14 protein-coding genes and 1 tRNA gene are annotated in these 15056 nt (G+C 51.3%); 9 read left to right on the top strand and 6 right to left on the bottom strand.

Features of this window, described 5'->3' with window-relative positions; genetic code table 11:
• Window positions 1–23 precede the first annotated feature (23 nt).
• The 6 genes from WA429_RS04120 to WA429_RS04140 all read left to right on the top strand — a co-directional run bounded on the left by WA429_RS04120 (window position 24) and on the right by WA429_RS04140 (window position 5936).
• A complete protein-coding gene (locus WA429_RS04120; RefSeq protein WP_287466686.1) occupies window positions 24–662 on the top strand; it encodes a TnsA endonuclease N-terminal domain-containing protein in 639 nt (212 codons plus the stop codon).
• The gene (locus WA429_RS04125; protein ID WP_287466687.1) at window positions 659–2749 is read left to right on the top strand and encodes a Mu transposase C-terminal domain-containing protein; all 2091 of its coding nucleotides are present in this window, start codon (window positions 659–661) and stop codon (window positions 2747–2749) included. Before WA429_RS04120 ends, WA429_RS04125 begins: the two co-directional genes overlap by 4 nt.
• Window positions 2742–3692, top strand: a complete 951-nt coding sequence (locus WA429_RS04130) for a TniB family NTP-binding protein (protein WP_287466688.1) — start codon at window positions 2742–2744, stop codon at window positions 3690–3692. Before WA429_RS04125 ends, WA429_RS04130 begins: the two co-directional genes overlap by 8 nt.
• The gene (locus WA429_RS04135; RefSeq protein WP_287466689.1) at window positions 3679–5232 is read left to right on the top strand and encodes a TniQ family protein; all 1554 of its coding nucleotides are present in this window, start codon (window positions 3679–3681) and stop codon (window positions 5230–5232) included. Before WA429_RS04130 ends, WA429_RS04135 begins: the two co-directional genes overlap by 14 nt.
• A gap of 271 nt (window positions 5233–5503) precedes the next feature.
• A complete protein-coding gene (locus WA429_RS21415) occupies window positions 5504–5704 on the top strand; it encodes an MbcA/ParS/Xre antitoxin family protein (RefSeq protein ID WP_353799186.1) in 201 nt (66 codons plus the stop codon).
• 154 nt (window positions 5705–5858) lie between these two features.
• Window positions 5859–5936, top strand: a tRNA-Ile gene (locus WA429_RS04140).
• 65 nt (window positions 5937–6001) lie between these two features.
• On the opposite strand, the gene WA429_RS04145 is transcribed toward WA429_RS04140, so the two are convergent.
• Window positions 6002–6670, bottom strand: a complete 669-nt coding sequence (locus WA429_RS04145) for a DoxX family protein (protein ID WP_287466690.1) — start codon at window positions 6668–6670, stop codon at window positions 6002–6004.
• A 20-nt stretch (window positions 6671–6690) separates the two neighbouring features.
• Here WA429_RS04145 and WA429_RS04150 point away from each other — a divergent pair, with 20 nt between their 5' ends.
• A complete protein-coding gene (locus WA429_RS04150; RefSeq protein ID WP_287466691.1) occupies window positions 6691–8478 on the top strand; it encodes a thiamine pyrophosphate-binding protein in 1788 nt (595 codons plus the stop codon).
• A 127-nt stretch (window positions 8479–8605) separates the two neighbouring features.
• Entirely contained in the window at window positions 8606–9109 is a 504-nt protein-coding gene (locus WA429_RS04155; protein WP_250282170.1) for a MarR family winged helix-turn-helix transcriptional regulator, read from the top strand.
• A 9-nt stretch (window positions 9110–9118) separates the two neighbouring features.
• Here WA429_RS04155 and WA429_RS04160 read toward each other — a convergent pair whose 3' ends face one another.
• Genes WA429_RS04160 through WA429_RS04180 form a run of 5 tightly spaced genes read right to left on the bottom strand, consistent with a single transcriptional unit; the run spans window position 9119 to window position 13588 of the window.
• On the bottom strand, window positions 9119–9559 hold the full coding sequence (locus WA429_RS04160; RefSeq protein ID WP_120224391.1) for a hypothetical protein: 441 nt from the start codon (window positions 9557–9559) through the stop codon (window positions 9119–9121).
• A 4-nt stretch (window positions 9560–9563) separates the two neighbouring features.
• Entirely contained in the window at window positions 9564–10445 is an 882-nt protein-coding gene (nadC, locus tag WA429_RS04165; protein WP_250282171.1) for a carboxylating nicotinate-nucleotide diphosphorylase, read from the bottom strand.
• Entirely contained in the window at window positions 10442–11434 is a 993-nt protein-coding gene (locus tag WA429_RS04170; protein ID WP_199679424.1) for an ABC transporter substrate-binding protein, read from the bottom strand. The genes nadC and WA429_RS04170 overlap by 4 nt, the downstream gene beginning before the upstream one ends.
• Complete coding sequence (locus WA429_RS04175; protein WP_287466709.1) at window positions 11431–12603, bottom strand: Gfo/Idh/MocA family oxidoreductase; 1173 nt, start codon at window positions 12601–12603, stop codon at window positions 11431–11433. Before WA429_RS04175 ends, WA429_RS04170 begins: the two co-directional genes overlap by 4 nt.
• A 34-nt stretch (window positions 12604–12637) precedes the next feature.
• Window positions 12638–13588 carry a PDR/VanB family oxidoreductase gene (locus tag WA429_RS04180; RefSeq protein WP_250282175.1) on the bottom strand — a complete coding sequence of 317 codons (951 nt, stop codon included), beginning with the start codon at window positions 13586–13588 and terminating at the stop codon, window positions 12638–12640.
• Window positions 13589–13724: 136 nt separating this feature from the next.
• Here WA429_RS04180 and WA429_RS04185 point away from each other — a divergent pair, with 136 nt between their 5' ends.
• Window positions 13725–15002 (top strand): Rieske 2Fe-2S domain-containing protein, encoded by a 1278-nt coding sequence (locus WA429_RS04185; RefSeq protein ID WP_120224395.1) that lies wholly within the window; start codon window positions 13725–13727, stop codon window positions 15000–15002.
• The last annotated feature ends 54 nt before the right edge of the window (window positions 15003–15056 follow it).

Here is a 15056-nt window from a genome sequence, read left to right on the forward strand (position 1 = left end):
AAATTCAGCTAAAGGAGATCAAAATGTATGAACCAGCACGCCGGGTTGTCACCCGGAGTAAAGGTCGTGTCGTAGGCTATTTTTACAGCAGGAAGAACCGGAGACAGATCGCGTGGGAGTCACAACTAGAGCGTGATTGCATGCGGGTACTTGATGTGTTGCCCGAGGTCGTCAAGTACAAGGCACAGCCATTCCGCTTCATTTATGAATGCGACGGAAGAAGCCGCTTCTATTATCCCGATATCGAGGTTCTAACCAGAACCGGTCGTAAAATTTTAGAAGTGAAGCCCGTCAAGAAACTCTTTGAGCATGGTGTGCTTGAGAGGCTTGAGCTCATGCGTGAAATGTTGCGTGAGGAAGGATACGGATTTGAAGTCTGGACGGAAGACCAAATCAGGAAAGAGCCGCTTTGGTCAAACGTAAAGCTCTTGCAACCCTACCGGCTGCTTGGAGGCACACTTTACTCCGTCCTGTCAATCTATCGCGCATTCAATGGACACGATCGCATTTCAATCGGTGAACTGGCTAAGGAAGTCAGTGCTGACAATGCGCTGGAAGCAGTCTTGCCATATATCGCAGAGGGAAAACTCTGCGTCGATCTCAATGAGCCGATCACAGCCGACAGTCTAGTTTGGTTCTACGAAGGGGAGATCAAAAAATGAGTATGATCTACATCCCTGTAAATACCAGAGTGTGTCTAGATGCAGAGGTTTACAAGGTAGTTTGTCACACCGAGTCCGACGAGCTGAACCTGACCTGTCTTCGAACAGGTAAACCTCTTTTGATCTCTGCACGAGAGCTGGCTGAGAAAGTGGTTGAGGGAGAGGCGTCTATTGACCAGCAAATACCTGAAATAGATACGTCTCCCAAGGGACAGCTCGAGAAGCGTTTTGACGCCTTCAGTGAAAGTGACAAGGCTGTAGCGAGAGAGCGGCTAAGTTACATCAACAAAGTCGACGAGCTGTTGATCAGCAGTAATTTAACCACGGCGATAAACGAAGTTATCGAGGGCACAGAACGGGACGGAAAAGCTGTCACTCCAAGTTTTAGTGCGATTTGGAGATGGTACAACGACTGGCTAAAAGGTGGCCGAGATATCACCGCTTTGGTTCCGAGGCATCATCTCAAAGGTCGTAAGCCAACATGTATGTGCAATCGGTCTTTTGAAATCCTGCAGGAAGTTGTCGAGGACCACTATCTCGTTCGAACGCCTAAGAACAAGCTTGGCATCTTTAAGTTATTTAAAAGTCGGCTGATGAAGGAGAACAAGCGTTGTCCCGAAGCTGGGAGAATGCACATCCCATCCTCGAGAAGCATCTATCGTTTTTTGGCAGGTCTTAATCCGTATGAAGTGATGGCGGCGCAAAAGGGCCGACGGCAAGCCGATAAAGTGTTTGCTGGTGTCGGACCAGGCATCGTTGCGAAGTTTCCTTTGCACATCGTCCAAGTTGATCACCAGCTTATGGACATAATCCTAAGAACCAAGGATGGAAAGGTAATTGGAAGACCTTGGTTAACCCTAGCCTTGGATCTGTATAGCCGAATGCCTGTTGGGTTTTACGTTAGTTTTGAAAGCCCAGGCTACGTTTCTGTGATGCATTGTTTGAAGCATGCGATCCTTCCAAAAGAAGAGTATCTCAAGCAAGTGCTCGCTCAATTTAAGGCTCAACCCGGCACCACATCGGATGCCAACTTTGCGTCAATCTGGCCCTGTTTTGGGGTGATGGACACTTTGGTGCTCGACAATGCCTTGGAGTTTCACTCGCAAGATCTGCTGGATAGTTGCAGCCAGCTTGCAATTTCAGTGGAGTATAATCCGGCAAGAACCCCTCATTACAAGGGAGCTGTAGAACGTTTCTTCGGAACATTGAATACAAAGTTGATCCATACCCTGCCAGGGACAACTTTCTCTAACCCTGAGCAACGAGGTGATTACAATTCTGGCAAGTCAGCATGCCTAACTATTGAGGACCTAGAGTTCCTTTTGACGAAGTTTATCGTAGATGAACACGCTGTCACAGAGCACTCTACCCTCAAGCAACTCCCTTTAGAAAAATGGCAGAATGGCGTTCGCGAGCATCCTGTTCGGTTCATCTCGAGCCAGCAAGATGTTGCCGTGTTGCTGTTCAAAGTGAAGGTCAAAAAATTAACCCGAACCGGTATCAGGATCATGGGGTTGAACTATCAGTCGCACAGCCTGCAGCTCCTCCGTCAACGTTTGATGACGAATTCTTCAGGCAAATTTCCCAATCCAGAAGTTCGGATCAAGTTTGATCCAGAAGACCTGGCGACAATTCATGTCGAGGACAGCCGAGCCAAGTTGTTCATTCCTGTGAACTGCACTCTTGAGACTTACGCTCTGCAACTGTCAATTTGGCGTCACCGCCTAATCCGCAGAGCGATGCTTAAACGGGAGTTGGACCTCAGGAAAGCTTCGGAGGACGATTTTCTTGAGATGCGGCAATCCCTGTTTGAGGTTGCTGAAGAGCTCATCGAGAGCCGTCAGAAACGTAAACGCAAGGCAGCCAATCGTTTCACCAGTGAGGAGAAGAAGGCAGGGAACGACAACGGACCGCTTCCAAAGACAGAGCATACCATCGACGAGCAAACTGACGATATCAGTTCTGATGAGACCTTTGCTTCACCGTTCCATTCACCAGAAGAACTGGAGGACGAGTTGAAACGTCGGGGATGGCGTACCTCGCGTGCGGGAGATCCGAACCAGGGCGGAGGTGAGACCGATGCATGAGTTCGAAAACGGATTAACCAACGAACAAGCTATCAAACTCGCTGAATTTCGGGATCGCAGGATTGCTCATGATGCCTTTCAGGATGCGCTGACCAAGATCGCGAATTTCCACCAAACTGGTCGATACGCCTCAAGGCCTGGAATTCTGACTATGGTTGGTGAAACGGGGGCTGGTAAGACCTCTATCATCGAGGACTATTGCAATTTCCACAACAAAAGCGGCCGGTTCAAGAAGGTTCTTTTTGTCATCGTACCTGAAAGCTGCACGGTTAAGAACCTTGCTGCCAGCATTTTGATGGCATTAGGTGACCTGTCGAGTGTGAAAGGCACACGGCAGGACATGGAGCTGAGAATCAAAGATTATATTGGTCGGACTGGCGTTGAATTGCTGATCTTTGACGAGTTCCAGCATCTAACGAACCGCGGTAGTGCACGAAGACAATATGATGCTGCAGACTGGCTAAAGACGCAGGTAGAAATACTGCGAAAACCCATCGTGTTCGCAGGCTTGCCAGAAGTTCACAATATATTCTCTGTGAATCCTCAGCTTGAGACGAGAAGAAATGGAAAAATCGGGATTGAGCCATTCAATCTTGATGCGGAGGAAGCACGAAAGTCCGTGGTTCTCTTTTTCCACATGCTCAATAAGCACCTGCCTTTGCCGAGGCCAGAGGTCTCGGCACTAAATGATCCTGTTGCGATCAAGTATGTCGTTGATGAAAACAAGGGATTGCTTGGATACATGATGCGGACTGTGCATTGTGCGACTGAGCTAGCAATGCTTGAAGGCGATGAAACCCTTCGCCTAAATCATCTTCATGAAGCTGTCCGGATTTTGGGGGCGGTAGAATTTGATGTCGGAGAAGCGACAATCCGACCGGGAAAAAAGAAAACGCCAAAAGACAAAGGCATCGGTAAGGAGGATGATCATGACATCTTCTAAAACGCTTTTGTTCCAGTCTCCACCAATCAAGCATGAGAGCTTAATCGGTTACCTTATCCGTGTTGCAGAACTAAACCGGTATCCCAGAATGTCCTGGATCGGAAATCTGGCTGGTGTGAGCCTAACTGACCAAGCGCAATCGAAAATCGCCGATAAGCTTGGGAAACTCTCCAAAATCATCGGTGTGGCGGAGGATGAGATGAAGTCTCTGTCCTTCTACACAAGCGCACGCGGTAACAACTCTCATGTGATTCTTTCCACAGGTGAAATCATCCCGAGGCAATTCCTCTATTGGCCGAGTGAGCGCGTCTGTTTCTCGTGTTTGAGGGAGAAGGGTTTTGTTTCAGGGCTTTGGGACCTCAAATTTGTCACTCATTGCCCAGAGCATGGAGAGCTTCTCAGGAATGCTTGTCCATCCTGCGGAGAAGATGTCGTTTCTAACAGGGGGCGTGTAGTCCCCTGCCTTCCCGGGTGTCAGTTCAAGGCTGCAACCGCTGAGTGTTCGAGCCCAGTAATAGCCTTGATGCAATTGATCTCTAACAAGTTCATGGGCACACAGTTCGACTTCAGTGCGCAACGGTTGCCAGCTCAGCTGGTCGATGGAGATCTATATTTTCTTCTGCGCACGATATCTTTCTTGTCGACGCGCCTATGGCACGAGAATGAAGATTTGGACGAGAAGTGGCACGAAGAAACCAGTGATATCGTTATTTCAAATGTCGAGCGGGTAGCCGCAGCGCTAGCGAATTGGCCACATGGTTTCTGTGATTTCGTAGATGATGTTTGTGCCGGCAAGGGGGCACCAAGCGGCATGATTGTAATGCACCAGATGTTTGGGAGTTTTTATAAGGCACTGGTGTCACAGCGAACTCAGCTCGGGTTCCTCTTCGATGCTTTACAGGACTATATGAACAACCGGCTGAGTGCGGGTTATGTGAGTGCGCGTGGAAGTCCTGCGGTGTTTAAGGTGAGAGATCGCAGGGCCTTTATGCCGGGGTTTGTTGCCCGCAAACAGCTGGGCGTTGGCAAGCAAGAGTTCAAAAGGCTGGTGGAGCGTAAATATCTCCAGAGCAGGGTATTTGAGACAAACTACGGTCGGATGATCTGTGTTCACCGCGAGAGCGTCAAGGAGTACGGAGAGACCAGAAGCCGTCTTGTGGAACGTAAGCAACTGGCAGATGAGCTCGGGATATCCCAGCATGTGCTGTATTGTCTCAGTGCAGCGAACATCTTGACGCCGATACATTCCCCGGATGGAGACGGTTGGCCGAAGTGGTTCTACGACCGCAAGGTTGTTGACTCTTGGATGACGGATCTGAGAGCAGGTGCAAAACGACCTCCAAAGGTCAAAAAGACACTGCGTTTGGGGCAGGCTGTTGCCAAGTTTAACAAGCAGGGTTTGAGCTACAGCAAGCTTCTGACTGCAATCAATCAAGGTCTCTTGAAGCTGTATGTCCTTCGGAAAGATGAGGAGACGGGTTTACAGGCTCTTCACGTCGACGAAGCTCAGTTGGAAAACTGGTATAGCAACGTCCACTAACAACATTTCGGTAATCTTTGACATAACTTAGTGGAGTGGTCTGATGTCGTTGAACGGTGATGCTCTATCCTTTCCGGCCTCAATTGCAGAGGAAGACTGTGCTCGTCTCAGTGGTCCGGGGTTAAAGGCGTTTTGCCATGTTACATCCGCTTGGGGGCTAAGTAGAAATGACCAAGTCAAGTTGCTTGGGCAGCCCTCAAGGTCAACTTACTACAGATGGCTGAGAAAGCAGAGGTCTGGAGAGCAGTTGGTCATTCCGTATGCCGTACTTATGCGAATTTCGGGGGTGTTGAATGTTCACAGAAGTCTCATAGAGCTGTTTCCGGTCAAAGAGGAGGCGCTAACGTGGCTGAGTGGTAAGCATTTTGCGCAGGATTTTGGCGGACGCGCTCCTTTGGCTGTTTTGTTGGAAACTGAAGACAACGGGATAGACACTGTGGCTAGCTATCTAAATGCGTGGCGTTTCGGATGAAGGAAGCAACTTTTAAGCGGAGTGATGCAGGTAAGAACAAGACTGTGGCTGTCGTATGATTTTTGCGTAATGTCATAGTGCTTGACGCAGCTCGGAAAATATCTAGTTTGTCCAACCGCGTTGGGTTGCGCGCATTTGCGAGCCTGCTCATGCAGGGCCTGTCGCTCAATTTGGTTAGAGCCGACCGCTCATAACGGTCTGGTTGCGAGTTCAAGTCTCGCCGGGCCCACCACTCCCCAATTTTGTGACCAAGAACTTTATTGCCTGTCTCGCGCTAAACTGTTGTGAGCTGAATTGTCATAATTCGGGGTTTTCGAGTAGTCTCGCATTGGAAAATGAGGCAACAATGTTGCTCGGTTGCTGAGCCTTCAGGTCCGTTATGTGGCTCTTTGATGGATCGCTTCTTTCTTCATCGTTCATTTTGGCATGAATCATCGCGTAGGCCGCAACGAGGACCAGAACCGTTATTGGTTCGATGCTGTAGGCGTATTCACCGTTTATTATGAGTGTTCCAGCTGACGCGATCATAACGCTTCCTGCTAATGCTGCACCGAGTAGGCGTGTCGCGCGAAACACAAGAAGTATGGCTGCTGCCCACTCCAAAATTCCAGTGAGATACGGAAACCATGTCGGGTGACCCCATCTTGCGTAATCTGCTTGCGTTACATCAGACGCAAGCAAGTTCATCGTGCCGCCAATGACAAAGAAAACGGCCAGTATCAGCGCGTAAATCGTTAGCAATTCAATTTCTTCATATTTCTCGCTCTGTTGGGTGCTGCTTATCGGTAAGTAGGGATTGGTGATCTCTAAAAAAAAGTCGTTTTGGGTCGGCAGCGTATTGCAATCCAAAGCCCATCCATCTCTCCTTTGAGACATCTGTCCTGTTCGCGAGGAAATCTCGTTTGACATAATGTTAGATATCGAAATATTTAAAAAGAAAAATTCTAAATTGCTTTGATAAAGCACTGAAAAGTCCGGGAGGAAAAATGGAAAAAGTCGAGAATCCTGTTGCATCAGGATCGGAAGGGGTTTGGGGTAGTGACCTGATTGCAGAGATGTTGCGTGCCCTTGATGTGGAATTTGTTGCCCTTAATCCAGGATCAAGCTTCCGCGGTTTGCATGATAGTCTGGTCAACCATCTTGGGAATGAAAATCCCAGAATGCTTCTGTGCCTGCATGAAGAGCATACGGTTGCGATCGCGCATGGTTGGGCGAAGGTTACCGGACGCCCAATGGCGGCCATCGTTCACGCCAATGTCGGGTTGATGCATGCTGCCATGTCGATTTATAACGCTTGGTGTGATCGTGTGCCTGTATTGGTGTTTGGTGCCACCGGTCCCGTCGACGCTGCCGAGCGGCGTCCATGGATTGACTGGATACATACATCCCGTGATCAGGCCGCTTTGGTGCGCCCCTATGTTAAATGGGATGATCAACCCTATTCTATTCGTGCCTCGCTTGAAGCCATGATGCGCGGGGCAACAATTGCAAAAACGGTTCCGATGGCGCCAGTTTACGTTTGTTTTGACGTTTCGGTACAGGAAGAGGAGGTTACCGAATCAATAAGTCTTCCTGATGTCAGTCGTCATGCTTTGCCTGCGCAACCTGCAGCATCACGCGAAACGCTGATCGGATTGCAGACGATGCTTCGAACGGCCAAAGCGCCTGTGTTCCTGATGGGCCGTGTTTCGCGAAACGAGGAAGATTGGACGCGCCGCGTCGCACTCGCTGAGGCATTCAATGCCCGCGTCCTGACCGACATCAAGCTTGGGGCCGCATTTCCGACGGATCACGCGCTCCATACCGGTGCTCCTGGCTTCTTTATGTCGCCAGACGGAGCTCGTGTCCTGAGTGATGCTGACCTGATCGTCAGTTTTGACTGGGTCGATGTTGCGGGTACTCTGAAGCAGGCGGGGTCGAGGACGGAAAATACAAAGATTGTTCAGATTTCCCTCGATCATCAGATCCACAATGGCTGGAGCATGGATCATCAGGCAAATGTCAGGGCTGATCTGCATATCGCTACTGAACCGGATGTGGTTATCAAACAACTTTGCAAAGAAGCTGACATTGCACCAACCAGTAGTCTGGAAAGTCTGCCGGCACTATGCACTGGCGATATCGCAACCCCATCAGCCCCGCTTAACGTAGACAGTCTTGCTGCATCTTTGGGGGAGGCTCTCTCCGAAGAGATCGTGTCGCTTGTTCGGTTGCCGCTTAGCTGGGGTGGTGATCTTTGGCATTTCCGCCACCCACTTGACTACCTTGGCTATGATGGTGGAGCCGGGATTGCGTCGGGTCCGGGTATGCTGGTCGGTGCGGCCTTGGCGCTGCGCGATACAAATCGTCTTCCGGTTGCCGTTTTAGGTGATGGTGATTTCCTAATGGGGGTTTCGGCGTTTTGGACTGCTGCACGCTATGGCATTCCGTTTCTTGCGATCATTGCCAATAACCGGTCTTTCTATAACGATGAAATTCATCAGGAAAAAGTCGCCATCAGTCGCGAACGTCCGGTCGAAAATAAATGGATTGGCCAACATATTGGCGGGCCGGATATCGATTTGGCGGCAATGGCCCGGGCGCAAGGTTTGAGGGCATTTGGTCCTGTGTCCACACCGGAAGAACTAAATGCCGCCATTGAAGAAGCTTTGCCAATCGTCAAGGCGGGAAAAGCCGTCGTGATTGATGCGCGCATAACCCCCGGTTACACGAAAGCTATGTCGTCGGGCATGACGCGTACTGCTGAAGAAACTGCCGAAGGTGACGAAGGGTAATCGTTGGCGTAATGTGCAAACGTGCTTGGCGAGCTCCCGGCTAAGCACGTTTGACACCGGCAAAAGACGGCTGTATCAGTCAATCCGAAAAGCAAGATCAGTTGGTTTTAGGGGCATCCATCAATTTATGGTCGATAGAAAAAACAGAGTTCCGGATTCACGCGAACGTCTTGCGCATATTATCCGGCTGGCAACCCGCGGTTTTAACCGTTCTCTGCAAATACGTCTTGCGTCGCATCACGTGACGTTTGGCCAGTGGATTTTCCTGCGCATCCTGTGGCAGCAGGAGGGTTTGACTCAACGTGAGCTGGCTGAAGAAGCCGGTCTTACCGAGCCAACGACACATACAGCCTTGCAACGTCTTGAAGCGCTTGGCTTTCTTGAAAAACGTACCTTGGCCGGTAATCGCCGCAAACAGCATGTATTCCTGACCAAACGGGGCAAGGAGCTTCGTATCGAGCTTGAACCGCTCGCGATTGAGGTGAACGAGGTTGCCTTGGATGGTTTGACACCAGACGAGGTCGAAACCATCCGTAAGGGCATGTTGGTTATTCTTGAGAATCTCGAGGAAGATGAACGAAAGGCGGGAGAGGAAGGACGTAAAGTCCCACCAACCCGCATTCCGACCTAAGGCTTTCGTTCAGACTGCTGACAGCTTTGCGATCAAGGCATCTGCCGTTGTGATTTCTCGCAGCGGCATTTGGTCCGTTGATGCGTCTGGATTTGCGTCATAGTGCAATCCTTCGCCATCCCAGAACCACCAATATACGACGTTGCCTTGTTTGTCGCGGATTGGCATCCGGAACGTAGGAAAGGTGCTGTCGCTGGCCGGTATTTTCGCGGCACCGACTTTTTCGCCTTTGATCATGTCCTGTTTAAGTGCTGAGAATAGCGGGAGCATGAAGGTGAATTCGGTTTTGCCTTTTGCAAGCTCTGCAATGTTTGCCGGGCGAGCTGGGTGGTGCCCGGGCAAGGCGCGAACTACTTCTGGGTACGCAGGATGGTTATGCGTGACTTGTAAGTAACCAAAGCCTTGGGGGAGCGTGATTTCGATGATATCGCCAGGCTGAAATTGTTTCATTGTTCTACCCCAGTGTGACGTCGAGACCGATATCAAGGGTCGGTGCAGAAATGGTGATCTTGGAACTTGAGATGAAATCAACCCCTGTTTCGGCAACATCCTTGATTGTGTCGATATTGATACCGCCTGATGCCTCAATCCGCGCGCGACCGTTGTTAAGCTTTACCGCTTCTTTCAGACCATCAATTCCGAAGTTGTCGACAAGAATGGTCGTTGCACCGGCGCTTAGCGCTTCTTCGAGCTGTTCAAGTGTGTCGACTTCGATCTCAATCACAACAAGATGCCCGACATAATTGCGCGCGGCTTCGATTGCTTTGGTGATGCTACCGCAAACGGCGATGTGGTTGTCCTTGATCAGAACTGCATCATCAAGGCCAAAGCGATGGTTCGCACCGCCACCACAACGCACAGCGTATTTTTCATAGGCTCGTAAACCCGGCGTGGTTTTACGCGTGCAGCAAATCCTTGCATCTGTGTGCGCAATTAAGTCGGCAAACTTTGCGGTTGTGCTTGCAACGCCAGACAGATGGCAGAGGTAGTTCAGTGCTACCCGCTCGGAGGATAGGATGGCACGTGCGTTTCCTGTCACCCGCGCGATTTCGTCACCTGGTGCGAGCGTATCCCCATCCTTTCGGAAGGCCTCGAATTGGAGCCCCGCACCGGCAAGAGCAAAAGAAGTCCGGGCAAAATCAACACCGCAAAGGCTCCCGGCTTCGCGGGAAACGAGGGATACTTGTGCGCGCAGCTCCGGCCCGATCGTTGCATCGGTGGTCAGATCACCAGCGCGCCCGAGGTCTTCCTTGAGAGCGGCGCGTACGCCCTCTTCGACCAGAATGGCCGGGAGAGAGGGAAATACGCCCGATGTTTTTGCATTATTGGTGGTCATAGGCTGAAAACCTCGCGAGTGGACGGATGGAAGAGTTCATCAATAGAAAGCTTCCGTGGTGAGAGGCCTTGGCGGTAATGGTAGTCAAGGAAGGTTTCGATCACTTTGCGGTTTGGTGCTACTCCATATGGCCACAAATCGTCGCCCAGAAGTTTCTTGGCACGATCAAGGGTGTCTTCGACAAACGGCATGGTGACTTTGGTTGCAGAGGTGTCGCTCAGAGCATCTAAGGCCATTTGCTTGGATTGCGAGAAAGCCTTAAGCAACGCGGCGGGCAGCCATGGATGTTGATCTGCAAGACTTCTCCGGACGCCTAGCACATGCATGATCGGGAAAATGCCGGTGCGGTTGTAGTGGCCCTCAGCTGCAGAAATGCTGTCTGAGAACAGGCGGCCAACATGCGGGTGGCCCTCGTTAAAGCATTTCGGCCAACGCGGGCCGATGAAGCCATCAATCTCGCCATCTGCCAGCATCTGGTTGAGGGTCGCGCCTTCGGGGGCTTGGGTCATTTTGACGTCTTCGGGAAGCTCAACCTTAATCTTTTCCGGGCGGCCCGGGGTGTCCATACCACCACGTACCCAATGGATATCGGATGGTTTTACCCCGTAGTCGTCTTCCAGAATGCCGCGCACCCAAACATTGGCGGTCAGCTGATATTCGGCAATGCCGATCTTGCGGCCCTTTAGATCCTCTGGCTTGTTGATACCCTTGTCCGTGCGAATGTAAACCGAGGTATGCCGGAAGGCGCGAGAGAGAAATACCGGGATCGCCACGTAATGTGCTTCGTTACGGGCAAGCTTCACACAATAAGATGAAAATGAAAGTTCACTTACGTCGAAGTCTTCGTTGCGAAACGCCCGGAAGAACATCTCTTCGGGTGACAGGAGCATCGAGACAGGGTCGACGCCATCAATTTTGACGCGACCATCAAAAATCGGTCTGGTGCGATCATAGTCCCCATAAGCCAGTGAAAGGGTCAGGTTGCTCACGAGTTTCCTCCGGTGTTTGTTTCTTTTGACGGTATTTGATGAACCAATTTCACGGTTCCTGCTGTTTCTGCCGATTGCAGAATTGCGTGACAGGCTTCGAGTGTTGCCAGTCCCCAGCGGCCAGTTTGTGATGGCGGTGCGTTCAGGTGCACCGCACTGATCAGTGCCGAGACAACCTCAGATCGCGGGCCGGCATGCATTGGAGCTGGTATGAACTTTTGTTCAAAATCGCCATGCAACCAAACGCCATCTGCCGTGATGCGCAAATCGCCTCCTTCACAGGAAACAACAATTGGTCCGAAATGTTCATGATGGGGAGCTGGCGGTGGCACTGGTGTCTCCCCATATGTCCGGCCAGATTTAAGGGCGGCTTCCTCTTGCGGGGAGGATACTTTTGAAAGTGCGATGCGGGCCTGACCATAATTGGCAGGGTCTTTGGGGTAACCCAATTCACCAACCCAATCTTGCCAGACGTCTGAATCAAAATGCGCATAGCCCGAATAGGTCAAAGACGCAAAGGCGCCTCCTTCAAAACAGACAAGGGCGCTATACGCACCTTCTGTAGAGCGTTCTGGATCCCAGTTACCAGTAGCTGCCGTAATGGTCTTCACCATGCCGCCGCCCAGAAGCCGGACGATATCAAGCTGATGGACAGCCTGACTAAAGATGACGCCACCACCTTCCGCTGTAACGAGTTCCTCCGGTCTGCGCGGGCGGTACAGAAAGTCGGTATAGTTCAGGGCTTGGATCATTCTGACACGACCAACCTTGCCGGACTGAATGATATCGTGGGCAAGGCTGACGGCTCCATCAAAGCTATGACTTGGTCCCACAATCAGCTGTACGCCAGCCTGCTCGCAGGCCTCGACCATCTTGATGCCATCCTCAAGGCTAATCGCCAGTGGCTTTTCGACGAGCACATGTTTTCCTGCTCGGGCGGCGATTGAAACGTGATCGACATGCATCTGATGCGGCGTTGCGATGTAAACAGCTTCAACGTCTGGGTCAGCACAGATGTCTTCAACGCGGTCATATGTTCGACCGCCGAATTCCTTTTCGAATGCAGCACGCGATGATGCCCGCGGGGCACAGGCAGCGATGAGTTTGACGCGTTCATCGGCAAGCAGGCTTGGCAATGTCAGCATGAACCCGCGTCCGAGCCCGATCACACCCAGACGCAATGGGGGCTGTTCAGACCAGCACTCAGAGTTCGATGACAAGGTTACCCTCCCTGGCGCGGGAGACGCAGATCATGATCTGGCTGTCTTTTTCTTCATCCATCAGCACCATATCGCGATGGTCGACGTCGCCTTCGATCAGCTTGCAGCGGCATGTACCACACGTGCCACTCTCGCATGAGCTGACAGTTTTGATGCCGCTGTCGCGCAAAGCTTCAAGAACAGATCGATCTGCCGGGACCTGTATTGTCTCTCCGGTATTAAGGAGCGTGACCTCAAACGCCTTGTCATCCTCACGGACGGCCTCAACGGCCTTGAAATCCTCGAAATGGACACGCCCTTCCGGCCAGTGACCGGAAATCGCCTTGATTTCTTCCATCAAAAGTGATGGTCCACAGCAATAGACATGGATTTGGCTGGGCTCTTCGAAGTGGTCCCAGAAATCGTAAACCTGTTCAAGGTCGCCATTGTCATGATGGAAGGTAACGTTTGAGCCGAAGGATTCCTTCATCTCGGCCATATATGCCGTATCTTCCGCAGTGCGTGTGCAATAGATGATCTTGAAGGGTTTTCCCTCCATCGTCAGGTGATTGGCCATCGCATAGATAGGTGTGACGCCGATGCCCCCGGCAATCAGAAGGTATTTTGACGCATTTTTCAGGGCAAAGGTGTTCTCGGGCGGCTGGATCGATAACTCGGTTCCTTCAAGCGCCGACTCGTGCATCGAAGAGGATCCGCCACGCGATTCAGGTTCACGTTTTACGGCGATCACATACTCCTCGGGGCTGTGTCCATCATTAACCAGTGAATAGCGGCGCATCGCCCCGGAGGGGGTCTCAACTGTGATGTGCGAGCCGGGTTCAAATGCTGGAAGTTCAATGCCTTCCACGGGAGAAAGCGTAAACTCGCAGATGTGGGGGGTGAGCTCTCGCCGGGCCACAACGCGCATTTTTATGCTTTCTAATTCTATTGACATTTTTTCCTCCCGAATTAACTTTACGCAATAAATTAGATATCTAATAATTTTTGTCAAGTCACTAGACGCCTGTAATCAGGTCATGTATATAAACTTTGATATCTAAGAATAAGCAACACGGAGGAGAGTTCGCGAGATGCTGAGCCATGAGGAGAATGATCTTTTAACCCGCGTCACTGGCGATGCGCCGATGGGCAAGCTGATGCGCCAGCACTGGACGCCGGTCTGTCTGATCGAGGAAGTCGCTGAAGCAGACGGCAAGCCGCTGCTTGTTGAAGCGGTGGGTAACCGTTACGTCGCGTTTCGCGACTCAGAAGGTAAGCTTGGGCTGCTTGACGAGCTTTGCCCGCACCGACGTGCGTCTCTTGTGTTCGGTCGTAATGAGGATTGCGGACTGCGCTGCCTTTATCATGGATGGAAATTCGACGTTGAAGGCAACTGCGTTGCCATGTCGTCCGAACCTGAAGGCAGCCCGCTTCACGAAAAGGTCAAACACAAATCCTATAAAACTGTCGAGTGGGGTGGATTTGTCTGGGCGTGGCTTGGCGAAGAAGAAGGCATGTATCCGTTTTCTCCGCCCGCTTTTGCACCGACCGAAGACACGCAGGTTTCAATCCTGAAAATTCGCATTCCGGCAAACTGGGCACAGATCACTGAAGGTCAGATCGACTCTGCTCACTCTTCCAGCCTGCATTCTTCTGACATGAAACCCGCGCGTGTCGAAGGGGCGTCTGCAGACGATCAGGCGTGGTATCGTCCGTCCACCGACAAGTCGCCGCGCATGCAGACGCAGACAACCAGCTATGGTTTCCACTATGCTGCGATCCGCAAGCCGATCAAAAATGCAGGTACGCATCATTATCTGCGTATTACCGAATACATCGCGCCATACACTGCATTGATTCCGCCGAACAACAATTACAATGTCGCGAGCGTCATCGTACCGATCGATGATGAAACCACGCACTTCCATTTCATCGCGTGGGGTGGGAAGGCCTGCCCGACAACCGAAGAGTGGCGCAAGTTCAACCATGCCCAAAAAGGCATTCATCTGGATGAACGATGGGTTTCCCAGCGACAACTCCACAACAACTTCCTGCAGGACCGGCAAGCGATGAAACTTGGGAACTTTACCGGTGTGCTAGGCATTCCGAACCAGGATATCGTGATGTGGGTTTCTATGGGGGCGATTGTTGACCGGTCTGACGATATCTTGGGCGCATCCGATCTGGCGATTGTCGAGTTTCGTCGTCTGATGGTGGACGCCGCGAGGAAAGTTGATGCCGGCGGTGAAGCCCTTGGAACAACGGAACCAAGAGTCCCCCATGTAAACATCGCTTCGCGTGAGGGAGTTTATCCGCAGACCGTTGATTGGCGTACGCTTGTAGAAGGAGCAAGCGTCGCTGCAGAGTAGTGTTTGCAAGGGCAGGTTCGGCTCCGAATCTGCCCTTCAGATAAAAAAATAACT

The sequence above is a fragment of the Thalassospira sp. CH_XMU1420-2 genome (assembly GCF_037029325.1).
Lineage (GTDB): Bacteria > Pseudomonadota > Alphaproteobacteria > Rhodospirillales > Thalassospiraceae > Thalassospira > Thalassospira povalilytica.

What these genes read in the sequence shown, in the direction of transcription:
- WA429_RS04130 (WP_287466688.1), top strand. Translation starts at nt 2,742, where the DNA reads ATGCATGAGTTCGAAAACGGATTAACCAACGAACAAGCTATCAAACTC.
- WA429_RS21415 (WP_353799186.1), top strand. Translation starts at nt 5,504, where the DNA reads ATGCGAATTTCGGGGGTGTTGAATGTTCACAGAAGTCTCATAGAGCTG.
- WA429_RS04185 (WP_120224395.1), top strand. Translation starts at nt 13,725, where the DNA reads ATGCTGAGCCATGAGGAGAATGATCTTTTAACCCGCGTCACTGGCGAT.
- WA429_RS04120 (WP_287466686.1), top strand. Translation starts at nt 24, where the DNA reads ATGTATGAACCAGCACGCCGGGTTGTCACCCGGAGTAAAGGTCGTGTC.
- WA429_RS04160 (WP_120224391.1), bottom strand. Translation starts at nt 9,559, where the DNA reads ATGAAACAATTTCAGCCTGGCGATATCATCGAAATCACGCTCCCCCAA.
- nadC (WP_250282171.1), bottom strand. Translation starts at nt 10,445, where the DNA reads ATGACCACCAATAATGCAAAAACATCGGGCGTATTTCCCTCTCTCCCG.
- WA429_RS04135 (WP_287466689.1), top strand. Translation starts at nt 3,679, where the DNA reads ATGACATCTTCTAAAACGCTTTTGTTCCAGTCTCCACCAATCAAGCAT.
- WA429_RS04180 (WP_250282175.1), bottom strand. Translation starts at nt 13,588, where the DNA reads ATGTCAATAGAATTAGAAAGCATAAAAATGCGCGTTGTGGCCCGGCGA.
- WA429_RS04155 (WP_250282170.1), top strand. Translation starts at nt 8,606, where the DNA reads ATGGTCGATAGAAAAAACAGAGTTCCGGATTCACGCGAACGTCTTGCG.
- WA429_RS04125 (WP_287466687.1), top strand. Translation starts at nt 659, where the DNA reads ATGAGTATGATCTACATCCCTGTAAATACCAGAGTGTGTCTAGATGCA.
- WA429_RS04150 (WP_287466691.1), top strand. Translation starts at nt 6,691, where the DNA reads ATGGAAAAAGTCGAGAATCCTGTTGCATCAGGATCGGAAGGGGTTTGG.